The 18,926-nt window shown below is 41.4% G+C and carries 20 protein-coding genes; 14 read left to right on the top strand and 6 right to left on the bottom strand.

Annotated elements, in window-relative coordinates:
- The first annotated feature begins 43 nt into the window (after window positions 1–43).
- The 7 genes from HCZ91_RS06960 (at window position 44) to HCZ91_RS06930 (ending at window position 3,363) form a co-directional block, all read left to right on the top strand.
- A complete protein-coding gene (locus HCZ91_RS06960; RefSeq protein WP_257020001.1) occupies window positions 44–799 on the top strand; it encodes a recombinase RecT in 756 nt (251 codons plus the stop codon).
- Window positions 777–1,394 carry a lambda exonuclease family protein gene (locus tag HCZ91_RS06955; RefSeq protein ID WP_179798802.1) on the top strand — a complete coding sequence of 206 codons (618 nt, stop codon included), beginning with the start codon at window positions 777–779 and terminating at the stop codon, window positions 1,392–1,394. The genes HCZ91_RS06960 and HCZ91_RS06955 overlap by 23 nt, the downstream gene beginning before the upstream one ends.
- A complete protein-coding gene (locus HCZ91_RS06950; RefSeq protein WP_179798801.1) occupies window positions 1,391–1,930 on the top strand; it encodes a single-stranded DNA-binding protein in 540 nt (179 codons plus the stop codon). The genes HCZ91_RS06955 and HCZ91_RS06950 overlap by 4 nt, the downstream gene beginning before the upstream one ends.
- Window positions 1,931–1,994: 64 nt before the next feature.
- Window positions 1,995–2,207, top strand: coding sequence for a hypothetical protein (locus tag HCZ91_RS06945; RefSeq protein ID WP_179798800.1), 213 nt, complete (start codon window positions 1,995–1,997; stop codon window positions 2,205–2,207).
- A gap of 10 nt (window positions 2,208–2,217) precedes the next feature.
- Entirely contained in the window at window positions 2,218–2,895 is a 678-nt protein-coding gene (locus HCZ91_RS06940) for a hypothetical protein (protein ID WP_179798799.1), read from the top strand.
- Complete coding sequence (locus HCZ91_RS06935) at window positions 2,892–3,152, top strand: hypothetical protein (protein WP_179798798.1); 261 nt, start codon at window positions 2,892–2,894, stop codon at window positions 3,150–3,152. Before HCZ91_RS06940 ends, HCZ91_RS06935 begins: the two co-directional genes overlap by 4 nt.
- A complete protein-coding gene (locus HCZ91_RS06930; protein ID WP_179798797.1) occupies window positions 3,145–3,363 on the top strand; it encodes an AlpA family phage regulatory protein in 219 nt (72 codons plus the stop codon). Before HCZ91_RS06935 ends, HCZ91_RS06930 begins: the two co-directional genes overlap by 8 nt.
- Window positions 3,364–3,553: 190 nt before the next feature.
- Here the strand turns inward: HCZ91_RS06930 and HCZ91_RS06925 are convergent, their stop codons facing one another.
- Window positions 3,554–3,799 carry a hypothetical protein gene (locus tag HCZ91_RS06925; RefSeq protein WP_179798796.1) on the bottom strand — a complete coding sequence of 82 codons (246 nt, stop codon included), beginning with the start codon at window positions 3,797–3,799 and terminating at the stop codon, window positions 3,554–3,556.
- Between the two features lie 504 nt (window positions 3,800–4,303).
- Between HCZ91_RS06925 and dinB the strand changes: the two genes are divergently transcribed.
- From dinB to infA, 7 genes are all read left to right on the top strand, one after another.
- A complete protein-coding gene (gene dinB, locus HCZ91_RS06920) occupies window positions 4,304–5,389 on the top strand; it encodes a DNA polymerase IV (protein WP_179798795.1) in 1,086 nt (361 codons plus the stop codon).
- Between the two features lie 170 nt (window positions 5,390–5,559).
- A complete protein-coding gene (queA, locus tag HCZ91_RS06915) occupies window positions 5,560–6,762 on the top strand; it encodes a tRNA preQ1(34) S-adenosylmethionine ribosyltransferase-isomerase QueA (RefSeq protein WP_179798794.1) in 1,203 nt (400 codons plus the stop codon).
- A 110-nt stretch (window positions 6,763–6,872) separates the two neighbouring features.
- Window positions 6,873–8,636: a peptigoglycan-binding protein LysM gene (locus tag HCZ91_RS06910; protein ID WP_179798793.1), complete on the top strand. Its 1,764-nt coding sequence runs from the start codon at window positions 6,873–6,875 to the stop codon at window positions 8,634–8,636.
- Window positions 8,637–8,687: 51 nt separating this feature from the next.
- On the top strand, window positions 8,688–10,364 hold the full coding sequence (locus HCZ91_RS06905) for a FimV/HubP family polar landmark protein (protein WP_179798792.1): 1,677 nt from the start codon (window positions 8,688–8,690) through the stop codon (window positions 10,362–10,364).
- Window positions 10,365–10,527: 163 nt separating this feature from the next.
- Window positions 10,528–11,628, top strand: coding sequence for an asparaginase (locus HCZ91_RS06900; RefSeq protein WP_179798791.1), 1,101 nt, complete (start codon window positions 10,528–10,530; stop codon window positions 11,626–11,628).
- Between the two features lie 43 nt (window positions 11,629–11,671).
- On the top strand, window positions 11,672–12,505 hold the full coding sequence (truA, locus tag HCZ91_RS06895; RefSeq protein ID WP_179798790.1) for a tRNA pseudouridine(38-40) synthase TruA: 834 nt from the start codon (window positions 11,672–11,674) through the stop codon (window positions 12,503–12,505).
- 121 nt (window positions 12,506–12,626) lie between these two features.
- A complete protein-coding gene (gene infA / locus HCZ91_RS06890) occupies window positions 12,627–12,848 on the top strand; it encodes a translation initiation factor IF-1 (protein WP_021814850.1) in 222 nt (73 codons plus the stop codon).
- 285 nt (window positions 12,849–13,133) lie between these two features.
- On the opposite strand, the gene HCZ91_RS06885 is transcribed toward infA, so the two are convergent.
- From HCZ91_RS06885 to leuC, 5 genes are all read right to left on the bottom strand, one after another.
- Window positions 13,134–14,255, bottom strand: coding sequence for a L,D-transpeptidase family protein (locus HCZ91_RS06885; RefSeq protein WP_179798789.1), 1,122 nt, complete (start codon window positions 14,253–14,255; stop codon window positions 13,134–13,136).
- 360 nt (window positions 14,256–14,615) lie between these two features.
- Entirely contained in the window at window positions 14,616–15,719 is a 1,104-nt protein-coding gene (gene leuB, locus HCZ91_RS06880) for a 3-isopropylmalate dehydrogenase (RefSeq protein WP_179798788.1), read from the bottom strand.
- A 63-nt stretch (window positions 15,720–15,782) separates the two neighbouring features.
- Window positions 15,783–16,502, bottom strand: coding sequence for a hypothetical protein (locus HCZ91_RS06875; RefSeq protein WP_179798787.1), 720 nt, complete (start codon window positions 16,500–16,502; stop codon window positions 15,783–15,785).
- Between the two features lie 136 nt (window positions 16,503–16,638).
- Window positions 16,639–17,289: a 3-isopropylmalate dehydratase small subunit gene (gene leuD, locus HCZ91_RS06870; protein WP_057759322.1), complete on the bottom strand. Its 651-nt coding sequence runs from the start codon at window positions 17,287–17,289 to the stop codon at window positions 16,639–16,641.
- A gap of 142 nt (window positions 17,290–17,431) precedes the next feature.
- Window positions 17,432–18,850, bottom strand: coding sequence for a 3-isopropylmalate dehydratase large subunit (leuC, locus tag HCZ91_RS06865; RefSeq protein WP_057759320.1), 1,419 nt, complete (start codon window positions 18,848–18,850; stop codon window positions 17,432–17,434).
- Between the last annotated feature and the right edge of the window lie 76 nt (window positions 18,851–18,926).

Here is an 18,926-nt window from a genome sequence, read left to right as displayed (position 1 = left end):
GAGTAACCAAAATACAGACGGTTTAAGCAACCAAATAGCAGTAATGGCTGAAAACCTAAGCATGAAAAACGTAAGCAATGAGAGCTTGCAAGCAACTTTGTTGAACACGGTTTTTAAAGGCGCTAATTACGATCAGCTTGTGTCGCTAGTAATTGTCGCTAATCAGTACGGTCTAAACCCATTCACCAAAGAGATTTACGCCTTTCCAAGCAAGGGCAGCATAACCCCTATCGTGTCAGTCGATGGTTGGTCGAGAATTATTAACGACAATCCGCAATGTGACGGTATTCAGTTTGAGCAAGACGATGAAAGCGCGACTTGCAAGATTTATCGCAAAGACAGAACGCACCCAACCATCGTTACTGAGTATCTGTCTGAATGTGAAATGACCAATAGTCCAGTTTGGAAAAAGTACCCAAAACGTATGTTACGCCATAAAGCCCTTATTCAGTGTGCGCGTATCGCGTTTGGTTTCAGCGGTATCTATGACGAAGATGAAGCGCACCGCATCAATGGCAGTCAAGTTGACGTTATGAAGGACGTTGAGCCAGTCGATGATGGTTATGATGACTTCTTTATTGAGACACACGCAAAGTTAAGACAAGCCGCCGAAAAGGGCACTGACAGCCTGATAAAAGCACATAAGTTTTTAACAGAGTCAGGCGATAAAGAACACGTTAAGCGTTACTGGTCTGACCAAAGTGCGAACCTAAAAGAAATCGCGCAGCAAGCCGATATTGATAACGCTGAAACCATAGACGATGCGGAGGTGGTCGATGAACCTACTACAGAGGCATGATGAATGGCTCGCTGACAGGGTTGGCAAAATAACTGCCAGCCGTGTCAAAGGTATTGATGCCAAGCCCCAAAAGGGTAAGGCATTGAACCGAACCATGATAGAGCTATTGGTTGAACGGCTAACTGGTGAAGTTGAGGACAGGCACATTAATGCAGCAATGCAGTGGGGCATTGACCACGAACCTGACGCAATCGCAAGTTATGAAAACATCACTGGTGAGTTTGTCGTTGGCTGTGGATTGATTGACCACCCTACTATCTCAATGAGTGGCGCAAGTCCTGACGGTCTAATCGGCAAAGATGGATTGCTTGAAGCTAAGTGTCCGAACCGTGAAACGCACATGAATACGATACTCACGCAGCAAGTGCCTGATGAATATATGCCACAAATCACTTGGCAGTTGGCTTGCACTGGCCGCAAGTGGTGTGACTTTGTTAGTTATGATCCACGATTCAGCGAAAACCTACAGACCGTCATTATTCGTGTGCATGTTGCTGACGTTGATATTGAGGCTATAGAAAACGAAGTTGCAGCCTGCAATGCCAAACTAAATCAAATTATTGAAAATTTAACTAAAGAGAGAGAAACAGCATGAGCTTTAATAAACCAGGTCGCCTAACTCGTGATGTAGAAGTACGCCAAACACAATCAGGTGTGTCAGTCGCTAACATTGGCATTGCTGTTGACCACGGTTACGGTGACAACAAAGGCACGATGTTTATTGATTGCTCGCTATGGGGTAAACAAGCAGAAGGTGGATTGATTAAGTTCCTCCGTAAAGGTCGCTTGATTTATGTCGAGGGCGAACTAGGCGAAAAAGAGTACAACGGTAAAAAGTCGTTGACGCTGAATATTAGCCATATCGATCCATTGTTTAATAAAAATGAAAGTATCGATAATGAGATTAACGGTGGTGGTCAGCAAGGCTATCAGCAGCCGTCTAACAATCAGCAAGCGCCTAGCAACTACGCACAGCAGCAAGCTAATAAAGCGCAAGGTATGCAAGGTCAAGTTAATCAGCAGTTTGCACAGCAGAATCAAGCGCCACAAAACACAGCAATGGCAGGTGGCGGTATGGGTCCAGTAGATGATGATATTCCATTTAATAGATTTTACGATGGTCAGTTATAACATTAAAGAATAACAGTTAAACCGATCAATACGAGCTATCTATTTATTAATGAGGATAATAGGAATGAGTAAAGACAAAGGACTGAAATGGATAAAATCGCCAATGTCTAGCGTTCAATTCCAACAAGCTAGAAGCGGTCGAAATGTTTTATCAATCACAAACCAAGATGGTTTTTACAAGCTGACGCATCAAATTGTTGGTAGTACCGAAACAAGCAAGTTTCATTTTGACACCGAAAAACAAGCGCAAGAATACGCACAATCAATGATTAATTAAGGAGCAAATGATGAGTAATTTACAGCCGTTGAATTGGGTTGATAACGTAGCGACAGCAGCAGGTAGAAGCTACACGATACATAAGACCGTGAGTGGTGAATACTACACTCGCATCTATAACATGATGACGCAAAGCTCAAGCGACAGCGCAATGTATGACACGCTAGAAGGAGTTAAGCACTTTGCAGAGTTTGAGCATTACATACCAAAAACCACGGCGGAATTTTTAAAGCCTGACTCTATCACCGATATTGCAAACTGGTTTAAGACGGCAAAGCCTGAGCCGACAATTGATGATTTATGTGTTCAGATTGGTTGTTGTTTGGAAGAAGTTTGCGAGCTATTGAAGGCTTTAGGTCTTAAAGATTATGACGCGCACGAACAGCTAACCATTGACGCAGATGCTTTTAAAAATAAAAGCAGATGGGTTTTAAATAAATTAATCAAGCTGAGCTACGAGCAAAGAATAGCCATTGTAGATGCTTGCTGCGACATCAATGTTACGTCTGTAGGCGTTATGCAGTTGCTAGGCGGTGTCGATGTGCTAGGCGCTCAACGTGAGGTCATACGCTCAAACAATAGCAAGATGGTTAACGGCAAGTTTGAGTTTGATGCTAACGGCAAGATCATGAAGCCTGATAGTTATAGCAGGCCTGATCTGACTAAATTTGTGGAGGTGACGAAGTGAATAACGAACGCATAAAAGAAATCGCACTGGCGAACGGCTTTAAACTCAAAGAGCAGCCAAACGGTGAAATGGATCTGAATCCGTATGTTTATGATTTTGCAAGAACACTGTTACTGCTGAAACTTGGCGAAATAACAGCCGATATGACTGACTTGATAGATAGCAAGGACACGCTAGAGAGCCAGTCAATGTTAGATAGTTGTGACGATATTATTGACAAGCATATTGCAGAATTAAGAGGGGTGAGTGATGACTAACTTACGACGACTACGGATTGACCAAGTGGCTGACAAGGTAGCTTTGCCGAGGTCAACTATTTATGAGAAAATCAAAGCCGGTACCTTTCCAAAGCAATACAAAGATGGTAGCTCGTCTTTTTGGTTCGAGCATGAGCTTGACGCATGGCTAATAAAAGTGCATGATTTGCACTTAGAGACAGTGACTGAAAACGAAGAAGAAACGGCTTGATATTGATTAATAACAGTAAAATTAACAGTAATTGACCATTAACTAAAATAACAAGTCAATTAAATCAATAGTTTACCTGTTATGTTCGAGTCCGACCACTGGTACCATTATTTAGTACAAATTAGCCTCCTTTATCGGAGGTTTTTTTGTGCTTATTATTTATATTTGTTTTAATAAATTCCTAGCTTGTTTATATCGATACTTCAAATGGCATGACAGCGCTTATCTTAATCGGTACCGCATAACTCCATGGCATGCCAGCACTACAATAAAAATATCCATCATTAAATGACACAATATAAGCGGTAAAATCATTACCACACTGATCTATCATCGCTTGTTCATCGCTTTCATCACACACCGCACACCATATATTTTCATCACCCCGCGCTAGCATTGCTCGTGTCAAATCGCTCCCTTTTAATTCATGACTCATCATCAGCTCCTTAATTATCTTGAACTTTCTCATTAATATTTTTAGAAAGTTAATTTACCAGTATTCAATTCATAAGTTTGGTATGAGCTATAAACAATGTCTTATCAGGTAAATACAATTCCTATAAAAGACCATTTATTACTTTCATAACTATTAATTGTTGTGGTTAATATATTGTAAAACGATAGCATTAGAACTGTAACATATAACTATAATATTCATGATAAAAGGCGATAATATTCAGACAGGCGGTATAGAAAATCTGAAAAACTTGAGGTATGCGCCATACAGAATATATATTAGTGAACATATATTAACCATATTTAATCTATTAGTATTTTAACGCCATATATCTCTGACTATTAACCTTACACTATATTTAATTATTGATATATAAATTATTCGCATATTGCCATATTTTTATGGTTCTATATTCGAAAAATCTCTTTATAGTTTAATAATCGATACTGAAACAGAAGTATTGAGTGATGTAAAATATCAACCATGAAAACTCCTACAGCATCCAGTCCACGTAAAATCATTCATATAGATATGGATGCGTTTTATGCCAGTGTAGAACAACGTGACTTCCCAGAATTACGGGGCAAACCACTAGTGGTTGGTGGAGACCCAAATGGTCGCGGTGTTGTAGCAGCGGCTAGCTATGAGGTTCGTCAGTTTGGAGTGCGCTCAGCTATGTCTTGTTATGAGGCTCGCAAACGTTGTCCAGAAGTCATATTTGTCAGACCACGTTTTGAAGTATATCGAGCTGTTAGCAGCGATATTCGCAATATTATGTACAGCTTAACGCCTCATGTTGAGCCGTTATCGCTAGATGAGGCTTATCTCGATGTCACTGGTCTTACTGTACATAAAGGCTCAGCGACATTAATGGCAAATTGGTTAAGAGCACAAATATTGCAACATACAGGATTGACTGCTTCTGCTGGCGTGTCCTTCAACAAAATGTTGGCCAAGATTGCCTCTGATATCAATAAGCCTAACGGCACCGCTATTATCACACCAGAAGACGCTGATGCTTTTATTAGTACACTGCCTATTGAACGATTTCATGGGATAGGTAAAGCAACGGCAAGACGATTACATGCGATGGGCGTGACTAATGGTGCTGATCTACGCCGTATGTCAGCCGAAGTATTGATTAATGAGTTTGGTAAGCGAGGACAGTTTTATCATGACATCGCTCATGGTCGGGATGAACGCGCTGTCAAACCTGAGCGCCTGCATAAGTCTGTTGGTTCGGAGACTACTTTTAGAGAAAACCTAAACGATGACACGGCGTTACGTGTACAAATCTATGAACAAAATGCGGATGCCTTCGCGCAACTGCACAAAAAAAATCTCGTCGCTCATACTATAACGCTCAAGGTTAAGTATGCTGACTTTACTCAGATTACCCGTACACACACGCTAACCACCGCTTTTAGTAGTGCTGAATCTGCTCATTACTGGTTAGACAAGTTATTCTTAGATATTCCGCGCCAGCTCCCTATCCGATTAGTCGGGGTCACTTTTTCGTCATTGACACCTGCAGCTCAACTATTGCCTCAATTAAATTTATTTGAGTAAAATAAGTGAAAGCTAACGTGATAAACATTAGGACAGTTAAATATTTTTGCTTAGGCTATTTAAGTAATTCAAATATATTTTGTGCACTTTGGCTACTTAGTAAAGCAACCTTTTATAGCAGTATTTCTGCTACAATTATGCCAAAATTTCTATCCATTTAAAGACTGATTATGACCAACGCTCACACTGCATCTTCCGATTCTAATGCCCCGCTTGATACCAATAACAATAGTGACGTCTTAGATTATCTAAGCGTGGAAGATTACGACTATGACCTACCAGATCGTTTGATTGCGCGATATCCATTAGCGCAGCGTTCTGCTTCAAAACTTTTGTACTTGCCTGCTCACACTGACACAAATGCTACGCCTGTAGAAGATTGTTTGTTTTCTGAATTGCCTGAATTGTTAGACGCTGGAGACCTGATTGTCTTTAATGATACAAAGGTAATGAAGGCACGCCTATTTGGTCAAAAAGACACTGGCGGTAAACTTGAGGTTTTGATTGAGCGATTGGTTACTGTCTCAGACTTAGATGTAGCAACACTGCATTTAGAAGATTCAGATAATGAGTTAGTCAATCAAGAATATATTGCCCTTTGCCATGTTAAAGCCAGTAAAGCACTGAAACTTGGTCAACGTTTTCAACTGGCTGATGGTCATATGAGTGGCGCGATGATTGGTCGCCAGGACAACTTGTTTATTTTAGCCTTTGATGCGCCAATATTGCCTGATTTAGAACTCTACGGTGAGTTACCTATCCCGCCTTACTTTGAACGTCAGGCCGATGACACTGATAATACTCGTTATCAAACGGTGTTTCATGATCCCGCTAAGCTTGCAAGCGTCGCTGCACCGACAGCAAGTTTGCACTTCGATGACTTGGTGCTTAATAAATTGGCAGAAAAAGGTATCAATACTGCTTTTGTGACATTGCATGTTGGCGCTGGTACCTTTGCACCAGTTAAAACAGACAATCTACTCAATCATACTATGCACAGTGAGTATGCACATCTGCCACAAGTAACTGCTGAGCTGATTAATCAAACGCATGCAAATGGCAATAAGGTTATTGCTATTGGTACCACGGTGACTCGCGTCCTTGAAACGGCGTATCAAAAAACGGCTATCAATGGGCAAGCACTCTCTAGCTGGTCAGGCGACACGGACATCTTTATTTATCCAGGATTTAAATTTGGTGTCATTGATCGACTGTTAACAAACTTTCATTTACCCAAATCGACGTTGCTAATGTTGGTATCAGCTTTTTCTGGCAAAGCATCGATTGAACATGCCTATCAACATGCTATTAAAAAAGAATATCGATTCTTTAGTTATGGTGATGCTATGTTACTTGACAAGAAAATAAGCTGAACATTAAATAAACATTTATGCATTGGACGCAACAGTTGTGAAATAAACTGGTAAACTAAACCGTACTTTGTTATAACAGCAAAGATAACTTATTTTGTAAAGGACTGCTCATGTCTTGTCATTTATCTCGTCGCTTGACTCCTGTACATCGCGCGGTATCGATGGCATTACTTTATTCTGTAGGTTTGGCCGCTATTATTCCAAGCGTACAAGCGGCAACTATCGGTAAGACCGTGGTTAGCTCAGCTCAGCATGAACCGTTGAGCGCAAGTATCGTGGTCACCGACATACGAGCGGCTGACTTTTCAGCGAGCTTGGCCAATCCAGTTATCTATCAACAGATGGGATTGACGCCGACCGATTCAATGCAGGTGCGCTTTCAAGCAACTTCAGCGACCAGTGGTCAGGTATTAATCAGCACATCACAGCCCGTATCCAAGCCTTTCGCTGATTTAGTTTTATCTATCAATGATAATGGGCAGCAAAATGTCGTACCGAAAACATTATTAATGCCGTTAAACGATAGTCTACCGATTAATAATGCTTCCAAGAATAGTGTCAAAGGCACTCAGAAACTTAATTTACCAAGTGTTTCTGCAAGCGCTGCAAAACCGTTAACCGTAAGAAAAGGTGCACCGCCGCTACTAATACCGGTATCTAACGCTGCTGCAAATAAACCAGCTCTAGTAAACATAGCAGCAGTTGATTTCTCTATTTCTAGATCAGTGTCTAACATACAAGCTCCGACAGTGACAGCTACTTCGCAGACTAGCAACCTTACTTACGCGCCTAGTCGTCTTGATAATGGGCTCTTAAATAGTGATTCTGATATAAAAAACACTATCAGTAATGCAAAGAATATTGATAACGGCCTTAGTTCATCGAACCGTTTAGATAGCAGTGCTTTGAGTGCGAGTAACAGCACTGAACCTACGAAAGCGATTGACAACGATAGCGATCGCGATAAGGCAAGTATAAAAAGCACTCCAATCTTAAATAAAGTATTGATTGATAAACCCCTCGATACTCTAAATATTCAAGTCACACGGCAGATACAGCCGAGTCGTAAAAAAACAGACGCTGACGCATCACCCTTATCGACTCTGACTCCTAGTATCATCGCAAGCAATACTGAGAAAAATGCTACTAGCGTCGTGGCAGCTTCTATTGGCAATGCAACGTCGAAAACCCCTAATAGCGCTATTAATAATATACCTTCAAATGATAGAGCAACAGATAGTTCGACAGTTAATCAATACCAAGTACAACGTAACGATAGCCTATGGATTATTGCTCAGCAGATCGCGCAAGAAAACAATCTAGATACTTCCATCGTGATGAAGCAAATTCAGTCTCAAAACCCTGATGCCTTTATCAATAAAGACGCCGATCAATTAAAAGCAGATGCTAAGCTTATTTTGCCCAGTTATGATGTCATACCATCGCAAAGAAACTTAGAAGCAGCTATCGATGCACAAAGACAATATATTCGCAGAGCAAATACAGCGGCGATGCAAAAAACAGCTCAAAGACCTTTTAAAAAACCTTCTATAAATACGCAAGCGGCCAAACGCCCTGAAAAAGCCACGACAACTAAAACACAGACCTTATCAAAAGCACAATTTTCTGTGCTTGCCCCTGGGCGAGATGGCAATGCAGATGGCACTCAAGCGAAAGCGGCATCAAACACAGGGAATGGTTTGAGTACAGATATATTAGAGACACTTAAAGCATCGCGGCAGCAGGCAGCATCACAGGCTCAGCGTCTATCAAGTACCAGTAGCACTCTTAGTAGCTATACTAAAAGAATTCAATTACAAAACCAAAAATTGGCTGAGCTGCAGGCTCGTCTCGAAAAATTACGCAATCAATAATTGCCTAACTGATTCATACATTAGATTGTGATCACAGGCGTAGGAATAACTATGGACAGTATGCTATATATCATCGCCGGATTGGCGCTTATTCTGTTAGTGGCTGCTTTATTCTTGCGCAAAAATAAGGCGCAGAAATCGTCATCACCTTCGCCTATTAATGCAAGAAAAGATACGCCTACTCCATCACCAAAAGTAGATTATGGTACTCCTACCCACACTAATGTCAGCAATAACCATAAATTTGACCATATCACTATTGCTCAGCGTTTTATGGATCAGCAGCGCTATGACAAGGCGATCGAAACCATTAAACGTGGTTTAAGTGAAAAACCTCATAACAGTGCATTGTCTCTTAAACTACTTAGCATATACGCGACGATAAACCAGCCAGAAGATTTTAATAGTATTTATGAGTCTATAAGATCTCATAATGATAGTCAGACTATCGCTCAAGCAGATGAGATAAGAAATCTATCTTTTGAGGAATTAGAACCTGCCGCTGTGCAAACGCTAGCCACAGACAATACCAAAGACGATTTTGGCGCTATCGACTTCGATTTACCTATTAGTCAGAATGATAGTACTAATGCAGTAGCTCATCAGCCAATTGAAGAAAGTAATAACGATACTGCACTAAATGAGACTGCAATAAATGATTCTATCGACAGCTTAGAGTTATCAGATAAAGTCGACAATGTTAGTTCTATTACCGAAAATCCGAATGATAGCTTTGATCTGACTCTCAGCGATCTAGAGAATGATTTCGATGCGCCTAATACGACAAGTGAAATGCCTGTCACACCATTGGACAATGTAAATAATGACGTTTTAGAGAGCTCCGCTAACGATAATATTAGTAATAACGAAGATAACGATCTTAGTGACTTTGAGTTTGACTTTGATTCATTTAATGATACTTCGAATGAATCATCTATAGACACTAACCTCTCATATGATGACAATGAGAAAGCCGCACTAGAAGAAGATTTTATCTTAGATTTCGATGATTTAGCAGCCGATACAGACAAAGACAATATCGTCCCTAATGACGTATCCAACAATTCAGAACAACACTCTATTGATACTATCCAAAACGGTGAAGATGACTTTGCTTTATCTTTGGGCAGTCTAGATGCATCAGATGATATCAGTACTGTCTCCAATGACGACCTATCTACGACTGAAAACGACAGTGATTTTGACAATTTCATTCTGGAAAATACTGATTGTGGAAACAATACTTCTGAGAGTATGACCCTTGAAGAAGACAACTTTGCAAATATTAATCTTGAGGAACCATTACTCAATGATGATATCGAGGTTAATGATGTTAGCGTTGTTGAAGAATCGAATATCGCACCTGCTGCACCATTGAGATTTGACGACAATACACTGATAGACGATGATTTTAATATTGACGATGCTGATTCTCTATTTGACACTCCGTCGACCACTACCCCAGTCTCTACAGCTGCACCAGTTGAGAGTGACACTCCTATTACGCCTCAAGAGACTGAGTCAGCAGAAGATTTCTCATCACGGTTCGCAGCAGATTTTGATTTCGTAAAGTCACTAGACAGTAATCAAGTGACGTTAGACTTGGCAGATCAATATCTGCAACTGGGTGAATATGACAGTGCAAAGCGTCTACTCAATGAGGTGATAGCTCAAGGTAATAGTGAACAGAAACAGCAAGCACAGTTACTACTTGAACGTACTGCGTAGTTAATCGTCTAGTCTCTTATCAGCAAGTACTTCCTAATCACGGGATGCTTGCTGATTTTTTTTGCATTTAACTCTAATACTATCTATTATTGAACCCTTTAGCCATCGTTGCTCAATTCTCCAGCACCTCTTTTCTTCCATACTTGTTTACTGTGTTGATACTATGCCATCTTCTGTTATGCTCAAAAATCTATCCGATCCTATTCAACTGATTTATGCTGGTGGTACCTTTGGTAGCTATGGCAGACCTTTAGCGCCATTATCAGCAGAAGTGTTTTTGCCTACTCTACAAAAGCTTTTGTCTGCACAAGACAGTACGAATAACTTACCGACAGTCTCATGGTTAGAAAACACCCTGATCAAAGACAGCAGCCAACTTACTCCTAGCGACTTTACCCATTTCTATCAACTACTCCTGAATGCTTATGCCAAAGGTGATAGACGCTTTGTGCTCATCACTGGCACGGATACGTTGAGTTACTTAGGCGCATTTTTAGCAGAAGCTTTTGCAGGTAGTGATATTTGTATTGTTCTGACCGCAAGTATGCGCCCATTATTAGACAGTGAGATATTGCATTCCTATAACATCGACGAACATAGCGATGCTTGGGGCAATCTCAACGACTCATTAAAACTAGCCGCTGCTGGTGAATCAGGTGTGAAGATTAGTTTTGGCGGCGAATCATGGCCTGCTCAAACAGTACAGAAAATTCACAGCCATGATCTGATGGCATTTACTGGTCATTCTCGCGCCGCTTATCCAGCCAATAGCTATATAAAAAATCTACCTGACACGCGTAGGCAACATTGGCTCGATGACCAACAAGACTTGCTGTCCAGTATTAAAACACGTGCTGAAAACGCAAGTGTTCATGCGCTATATTGCCTACCTAACGATGTTTCGATGATAAACAACCAGCTACAAGCTTTATTGTCGCAGCCACCATGTGGCATCATTCTATTAGGGTTTGGCGCCGGTAACATCCCTTATTCAGCTGCATTAGCAGAGACACTGTCCCTTGCTCATGAACGTGGACATATGGTGATATCAGCCAGTCAATGTCCGTTTGGCGGCGTCAGCGATAGCTATGCGGCAGGCAGTTGGCAGTACGAGCATCATGTCATTGCTGGTGGACGTTTGACCATATCTGCTATTTATGCCCGATTACTATGGTTGCTACTTCGCTATGACAGTCCTGCCAGACGCAGACAGCGTTGGTTGAATAATGTCAACCAAACTGGCACTAGCATCAAAAAGCGATAAGCGACTTTTGATTAATTCCAATTTTATAAGTTTAGAAACCCTAATGTCTGAGACTGAAATTATCGAAACTGAACCAACCTACACTTTAGCGATTGCTATTGAGTTCTTAGGAACTCATTATCATGGCTGGCAACGGCAACGAGAGGTTTTAGGTGTACAAGAAGCCTTAGAGACAGCTATCGGCAAAGTGGCTAACGAGCCTGTAGAAGTCATCGCAGCTGGGCGTACTGATGCCAGCGTCCATGCGAGTAATATGATTGCCCATTTTACAACTCATGCGTATCGCCCTACTCATAACTGGTTACGCGGTGTGAACAGCCTACTCCCTGATGATATTGCTTTACGCTGGATACAACCCATGCCAGTTGACTTTCATGCGCGTTTTGGTGCTATTGCTCGTCGCTATCGTTATATTACGCTCAACCAAGCACAGCGCCCTGCCATACTAAATCATCAAGTAACTCATATCTATGAGCCGCTTGATTTGAAAGCCATGCAGCAAGCAGCAGCTGATATCGTCGGTACACACGATTTTAGCAGTTACCGTGCTGCTGCTTGTCAATCCAATCAACCAGTGCGTACGATTAGCCATGCAAACCTTTTTGCTCATGGTCAATTTATCGTTTTTGATATACAAGCAGATGGGTTTTTACATCATATGGTTCGCAATTTGATGGGTACATTGTATGCCATTGGTAGACATGAGCTAGAGCCAGCAGATTTCTTAAATATTCTACATAAAAAAGATCGAACGATTGCACCGCCCACCGCTTCAGGTGATGGATTGTATTTTATCAATGCCTATTATCCTGAACGCTTTCAAAGCTTATTGCCAAATGCGCCACTAACACCTGTCTGGTTAAATCTACCTAACTAAATCAATATCATTTGGCATACATATCACTTACATGCTGTCAAGTCAAAAGCAGGTTCGTATTGCTTTAATCCACTAACTTACGTATAATATGGGCTTATTTTTTAATTGATTGATACAAATTATGGCAAAAGACGATATTATTGAATTTGAAGGCGAAGTCATTGATACCCTTCCTAATACTTTGTTCAAAGTTCGTTTAGAAAACGGGCACGAAATCATCGCGCATATCTCTGGTAAGATGCGTAAGCATTATATTCGTATCTTGACAGGTGATAAGGTTAAAGTTGAAATGACGCCTTATGACCTATCTAAAGGCCGTATTACCTACCGTGGTAAAAACTAAATACTGACTGACCAATATGGTTATGAAAGTATTAGCATTGGTAAGATACAGCTAATAGCCGAATAGCTACGTTATCGCTGATAGCTGATATGACGCTTGGGTAGTGAAACTGATAATAATAATGAAAATGCTAATCTGCTCATTATTGCCTATCAATATTTTAGTTATTTAGTATTGACTGTTTCTACTTACCATAAAAAATACCGCTAGATTTTAGCGGTATTTTTTCGTCTATTTTTTATGACTTAGTACTATCGCATTTAACTAAATTCAACAGTTGCGCCGTTAACTAAATTCAACAGTTGCGCCGTTTTTTATGACTCCGAGCAAACTAAGCGCGTCCCAATTGGTCAAACGCACACAACCTGCTGATGCTTGACGACTGATACGAGCAGGATCTGGTGATCCATGGATGCCATAAGTTGGTTTACTAAGCCCAATCCATACTGAGCCTACTGGATTGTTAGGACCTGGTGGAATGATAGACTTGCTACCGTCATTGGCCGTATAAGTATAGTTGGGCTCGTGCACCTTTACTTTGACAGTATGAGTACCTGTTGGTGATGGGGTCGCTGTACTGCCCACTGTCGTCGGATAGCTAGCGATCAAATTGTTGTTCTCATCATAAGCGTAGAGTGTCTCAGTGGCCTTATCAGCAACGACGCGATGCACAGGCTTGGTATTAGGATTACCAGGGTTGTATACCGTAATGATTTCACCCGCAGTAAAACTAGCATCAGGATTAAGCGATTTTAAATATTTTTCACTAATATGAAACTTCTCTGCCAACGCCTCAGTAAGACTTTCGTAGTACATTCCCTCAAGCTTGGATTTGGCAACAGAATCAGCAGGTATGGTTGTGGTTTTGACATTCACATCTGCTTCAGTAAGCTGATAACTGACTAGTACTGGTTGAGTCGTGAGCTTCTCATTCTTGGTCAGTGCTTGCCACGTCTCAGCGTTCAACGTATCAGTTACGTCTAAACCATTCGCTTTTTGAAACGCCTGCATGGCTTTACGAGTATTTTTGCCCCAGTAGCCATCGACAGGCCCTACTCCGTTATGATGCCAGTTTAATAGAGCCTGCAGCTTTGTTCCTATATTACGATCGATCTCTGCATCCGCCGTCCAAGTGACATTGTTTATCTTTTTTGCATTGTCAGATAGGTTCTCAGTTGTGTATTTAATAGTAGGCAGTAGCTTATTCAATGAAGTCGCAGCTTTACTATCTCCTGTTAATTTTTGACTTACGCCATTAGTCACTGGACTGACTTCTGCCGGAGCCTTGACGCTATTATTTGCGTTCACACTATCCGTTGTCTCTGCTGCAATGCTTTGCCCCATGAATAGTAAGCTAGAGAGACTAACCACTGTCAATGCTTTACTGATTCTTGTTAATTGATACATGTAATACTCCTCATTTAAGAAATTCTATTTTTATTTTCAGTTTTCAAATACTACAGTTTTTTGGATTTTTAGAACTTACCTTTGGCATCTAAATTTTGGATATTTTACTTTTGCTAAAAGCGAAATATTTTAGCTCCTTTATAAGCTACTAATATTGTCATATTACCTTGTGAGCATATAACAGCTTTGTGTTAAAAGGAGCTTTGTTGTACAGCGTCTCTGTTAATACAATGCTTATAGATAAGCTAACAAATAAACGATAAAAAACCCATACGCCACTTGGTAGCCTATGGGTATACAACACGCAAACTAAGACTGTGGAAAATGCTATATAGGAATAGCCTTTAAACGCAAGTTAACTTATATCAGTTTGGCCAAAACCGCTTGACCCATTTCTTTACAGCCTACCTGCTTAAGTCCAGCTTCGCTGCTATCTAAAATATCTAGCGTACGTAAACCATCATCAAGCACATCACTGACTGCTTGCTCAATTGCTTGTGCCGCTTCTTCTTGCTTGAAGGTGTAACGCAGCATCATAGCAACAGATAAGATAGTCGCTAATGGGTTGGCTTTATCTTGTCCTGCGATATCAGGTGCTGAACCATGACACGGCTCATACATGCCCTTACCTGACTCATCTAAGCTCGCTGATGGCAACATCCCGATAGAGCCTGTCAACATCGCAGCTTCATCAGATAGGATATCGCCAAACATATTACCTGTCACCATAACATCGAACTGCTTAGGATCTTTAATCAACTGCATGCAAGCATTGTCAGCATACATATGTGATAACGCCACATCACTATAGTCAGCTTGCTGCATTTCGATCATCGTCTGTTTCCACAGCTCGGTGACTTCTAATACATTGGCTTTATCAACTGAACATACCTTAGCTGCTGTGCCTGCTGCTTTCGCACGCGTTTTTGCTAATTCAAAGGCAACTTTACCAATACGCTGAATCTCACTTGTGCTATACACCATCGTGTTATAGCCTTGCTGCTCACCATTTTCTAGTGTACGGATACCACGAGGCTCACCGAAATAGATACCGCCTGTCAGTTCACGAACGATCAATAGATCTAAACCTGAGATAATTTCAGGTTTGATACTAGAGGCGTTAGCCAACTGTGAATAGAGCTTGGCTACGCGTAAGTTGGCAAATAAACCAAGCTCACCGCGGATTTTGAGCAGACCGCGCTCAGGGCGTTTACTACGCTCGATTGCATCCCATTTAGGACCACCGACCGCACCTAGCAATACGGCATCTGCGGCGCGAGCACGGGCCAATGTCTCATCTGGTAAAGGCTCACCAGTTGCATCAATAGCCACACCGCCAATCAATCCAGACTCAAGCGTTAAATCAAGTGAAAACTTATCATTGACAGCCTTAAGCACGTCAATGGCTTGGGTCATAATTTCAGGGCCAATACCATCACCCGCTAATGTTAAAATCGTTGCCATACTGATCCTTTTGGAAATATTTTTATTGGTTGATTATATTTTTGAGCTTTTCAGTCTCATATTTTATGCTGCCATTTTTTTGGCTTTGGGTGCTGATGTTACTGCTTTGACCATACCCGTCTCTACAAACTCGCCTTGATGCTCAGCGTCTAGTTGCTTGCAGAATCGGCGCTGTACTTGAGTACCTTGCAATAGCTCAATACATAAAGGCTCAGGTGATGCTGTGTCTAATAGACTGCCTGATTTTTCGGTGTTCTTTTTTTGATAAGCGCGCAACTGATAAGTACCTGCTTCAGTAAAGTCATGAATCATCGCGAAACGCTCAACATAGCCCATGTTATTCTCTGGATAAAAATTCACATGTACCTCGTGTTTGGCAGGCATGACCCGTGCATAATAGTTGGTCAATCCTGGCATACTCGAAGGTGCTAACGGCACAACTTTTATGGCATTTTTATTGACGAGTGGTGTCATATCCATATTCATCGATGTTTTTGCCATACCTTCTTGACGTGGTAAGGCTGTCATAATCTGAGGATTGATTGGCTCGTGACTGTTGGGCGCGATAATGAGTGTTTTATCTATCTGCACAATTTCGCAATGATATGTACCCACACAGGCAATATTTACTTCACCAGCAATAGGTTTAATTTTACCTACCCATGCTTCAGCACTCTCTGCCTCATTTATTTTTTGATAGCCCGTCAATAGCTGACAGCCTGACAATAATAAGCTTGCAGCAACAATTGTACTTGTCCATAGAGCATAACGTTTTGTATTCATAATGGCGGCTACTATTCAAGAGAGATAATAAAATGTAGTGAAAAACTATTCTTCATTTTAGACAGTTCACCGCCATAACTCAACGCTGCTTTGCGACTACTCATATTTTATTAGCAGTAGATTATAGAATGACCCTCTACGCTCTTACGTCGTTGAATATCCACGGTGTTTTTTGCATCATTTGTTGCTCATAATCTTTGATAGCATCACTTTGTTGTAAGGTTAAACCAATATCATCAAGTCCGTTTAACAAGCAATGTTTGCGAAAAGCATCTACTTCAAAGGCATACTCTTCACCAGTTGGTGTGATGACGACTTGACGTTCAAGATCCGCGGTCAACTCATAGCCTTCGTTATCAAAAGTTGCCTTCATTAACGTATCGACAATCGCTTCATCCAACACAATTGGTAACATGCCATTTTTGAAACAGTTATTGTAAAAGATATCTGCAAAACTTGGCGCAATTACCGTACGGAAACCATACTCTGATAACGCCCAAGGTGCATGCTCACGACTAGAGCCACAACCAAAGTTTCTGCGTGCTAGTAAGATAGTAGCACCTTGATAACGTGGTTTATTCAATACAAAGTCTGGATTGATGACTCGTGTGCTATTGTCTTGGCCAGGATAGCCCTCGTCAAGATAGCGCCAATCGTCAAATAGATTCACGCCAAAACCTGTACGTTTAATAGACTTTAAAAACTGTTTTGCGATAATTTGGTCGGTATCGACGTTTGCGCGATCTAACGGGCAAACGATACCTGTTTGGGTGTTATAAGCTTGCATAAAATTTCCTATCAATTATATTTTTGCTGGCTGATGACCTTGATAAGCATATTAGACAGTAAATAATTTTTTACCATCTTTGACACCATGCTCATATATTTATCGTTAATACAAGCATGATGTCAGCTACTTATTATCAGACTTAAAACGTACGAACGTCTACAAAATGACCTGCCAACGCGGCGGCAGCTGCCATTGCTGGGCTTACCAAATGCGTACGACCACCATTACCCTGACGACCTTCAAAATTACGATTAGACGTTGAAGCGCAGTGCTCTTGCGGCTCAAGCTTGTCTGCATTCATCGCAAGACACATTGAGCAGCCCGGCTCACGCCATTCAAAACCAGCTTCAGTAAATAACGTATCCAAGCCTTCAGCCTCTGCTTGCAGTTTCACTTGTCCAGAGCCTGCAACAACGATCGCTTCTTTTACGTTATCAGCAACTTTACGACCTTTGATTACCGCTGCCGCATCACGTAAATCTTCGATACGTGAATTGGTACATGAACCGATAAATATACGATCAAGTTGGATATCCGTAATTTTCTGACCTGCCTCTAGCCCCATATAAGTATAAGCACGTAACCAGCCCTCTTCTTGAGCTTCATCAATGGCTTGATCTGGTGTCGGTACAGATTGCGTGATATCTACAACCATCTCAGGCGATGTACCCCAAGATACTTGCGGTGCGATCTGACTACCATCGATTTCTACCACAGTATCAAATACCGCGTCATCGTCTGAATATAATGTACGCCAATAGGCTTCCGCTTGTTCCCATTGTGCTTCGCTTGGCGCATATGGACGACCTTTGACATAATCAATTGTCGTGTCATCGACCGCAACCATACCAACACGTGCACCTGCTTCAATCGCCATGTTACAGACGGTCATACGGCCTTCCATACTCATGTCTTCGAACACTTGACCTGCAAATTCAATCGCGTGTCCTGTTCCACCTGCTGTACCAATCTTCGCAATAATAGCTAACACCACATCTTTTGAAGTAACGCCAGCACCAAGTTGGCCAGTGACACGGATTTGCATATTTTTTGATTTCTTTTGAATCAAACACTGCGTTGCCAATACATGCTCAACTTCGGAGGTTCCGATACCATGAGCCAAACAGCCAAGCGCCCCATGAGTCGCTGTATGCGAGTCACCGCAAACAACCGTCATACCTGGCAAGACCAAACCTTGCTCAGGACCGACCACGTGCAAAATACCTTGACGCGCATCATTGATAGTAAATTCAGCAATATCAAACTTGGTGCAGTTATCGTCCAACGTGACAACCTGCAAGCGTGATACTTTGTCTTTAATCCCAGGCACCCCTTCTAGGCGCTCTTTTGTGACGGTCGGCACATTATGATCTGGACTGGCAATGTTGGCCGATAAACGCCATGGCGCTCTGTTTGCTAATTCTAACCCTTCAAATGCTTGTGGACTCGTCACTTCGTGCAACAGGTGGCGGTCGATATAAATCAGGCTCGAACCATCGTCGCGCTTAGTGACTTCGTGAGCGTTCCAAAGTTTGTCATATAACGTTTGACCAGCCATGTTGCTATCCTTTATAGGTTACTAATTACTTAATTTTTACTTACTTGCACATTGCCAAGCTAAGATTCTACGTAAA

This window comes from Psychrobacter sp. BI730, assembly GCF_013414195.1.
Taxonomy (GTDB): domain Bacteria; phylum Pseudomonadota; class Gammaproteobacteria; order Pseudomonadales; family Moraxellaceae; genus Psychrobacter.
Note: the sequence above shows the minus strand (reverse complement) of the source record. Positions and strands in the feature narration are given on the sequence as shown.

What these genes read in the sequence shown, in the direction of transcription:
- HCZ91_RS06960 (WP_257020001.1), top strand. Translation starts at nt 44, where the DNA reads ATGGCTGAAAACCTAAGCATGAAAAACGTAAGCAATGAGAGCTTGCAA.
- HCZ91_RS06955 (WP_179798802.1), top strand. Translation starts at nt 777, where the DNA reads ATGAACCTACTACAGAGGCATGATGAATGGCTCGCTGACAGGGTTGGC.
- HCZ91_RS06950 (WP_179798801.1), top strand. Translation starts at nt 1,391, where the DNA reads ATGAGCTTTAATAAACCAGGTCGCCTAACTCGTGATGTAGAAGTACGC.
- HCZ91_RS06945 (WP_179798800.1), top strand. Translation starts at nt 1,995, where the DNA reads ATGAGTAAAGACAAAGGACTGAAATGGATAAAATCGCCAATGTCTAGC.
- HCZ91_RS06940 (WP_179798799.1), top strand. Translation starts at nt 2,218, where the DNA reads ATGAGTAATTTACAGCCGTTGAATTGGGTTGATAACGTAGCGACAGCA.
- HCZ91_RS06930 (WP_179798797.1), top strand. Translation starts at nt 3,145, where the DNA reads ATGACTAACTTACGACGACTACGGATTGACCAAGTGGCTGACAAGGTA.
- HCZ91_RS06925 (WP_179798796.1), bottom strand. Translation starts at nt 3,799, where the DNA reads ATGAGTCATGAATTAAAAGGGAGCGATTTGACACGAGCAATGCTAGCG.
- dinB (WP_179798795.1), top strand. Translation starts at nt 4,304, where the DNA reads ATGAAAACTCCTACAGCATCCAGTCCACGTAAAATCATTCATATAGAT.
- queA (WP_179798794.1), top strand. Translation starts at nt 5,560, where the DNA reads ATGACCAACGCTCACACTGCATCTTCCGATTCTAATGCCCCGCTTGAT.
- HCZ91_RS06910 (WP_179798793.1), top strand. Translation starts at nt 6,873, where the DNA reads ATGTCTTGTCATTTATCTCGTCGCTTGACTCCTGTACATCGCGCGGTA.
- HCZ91_RS06905 (WP_179798792.1), top strand. Translation starts at nt 8,688, where the DNA reads ATGGACAGTATGCTATATATCATCGCCGGATTGGCGCTTATTCTGTTA.
- HCZ91_RS06900 (WP_179798791.1), top strand. Translation starts at nt 10,528, where the DNA reads ATGCCATCTTCTGTTATGCTCAAAAATCTATCCGATCCTATTCAACTG.
- truA (WP_179798790.1), top strand. Translation starts at nt 11,672, where the DNA reads ATGTCTGAGACTGAAATTATCGAAACTGAACCAACCTACACTTTAGCG.
- infA (WP_021814850.1), top strand. Translation starts at nt 12,627, where the DNA reads ATGGCAAAAGACGATATTATTGAATTTGAAGGCGAAGTCATTGATACC.
- HCZ91_RS06885 (WP_179798789.1), bottom strand. Translation starts at nt 14,255, where the DNA reads ATGTATCAATTAACAAGAATCAGTAAAGCATTGACAGTGGTTAGTCTC.
- leuB (WP_179798788.1), bottom strand. Translation starts at nt 15,719, where the DNA reads ATGGCAACGATTTTAACATTAGCGGGTGATGGTATTGGCCCTGAAATT.
- HCZ91_RS06875 (WP_179798787.1), bottom strand. Translation starts at nt 16,502, where the DNA reads ATGAATACAAAACGTTATGCTCTATGGACAAGTACAATTGTTGCTGCA.
- leuD (WP_057759322.1), bottom strand. Translation starts at nt 17,289, where the DNA reads ATGCAAGCTTATAACACCCAAACAGGTATCGTTTGCCCGTTAGATCGC.
- leuC (WP_057759320.1), bottom strand. Translation starts at nt 18,850, where the DNA reads ATGGCTGGTCAAACGTTATATGACAAACTTTGGAACGCTCACGAAGTC.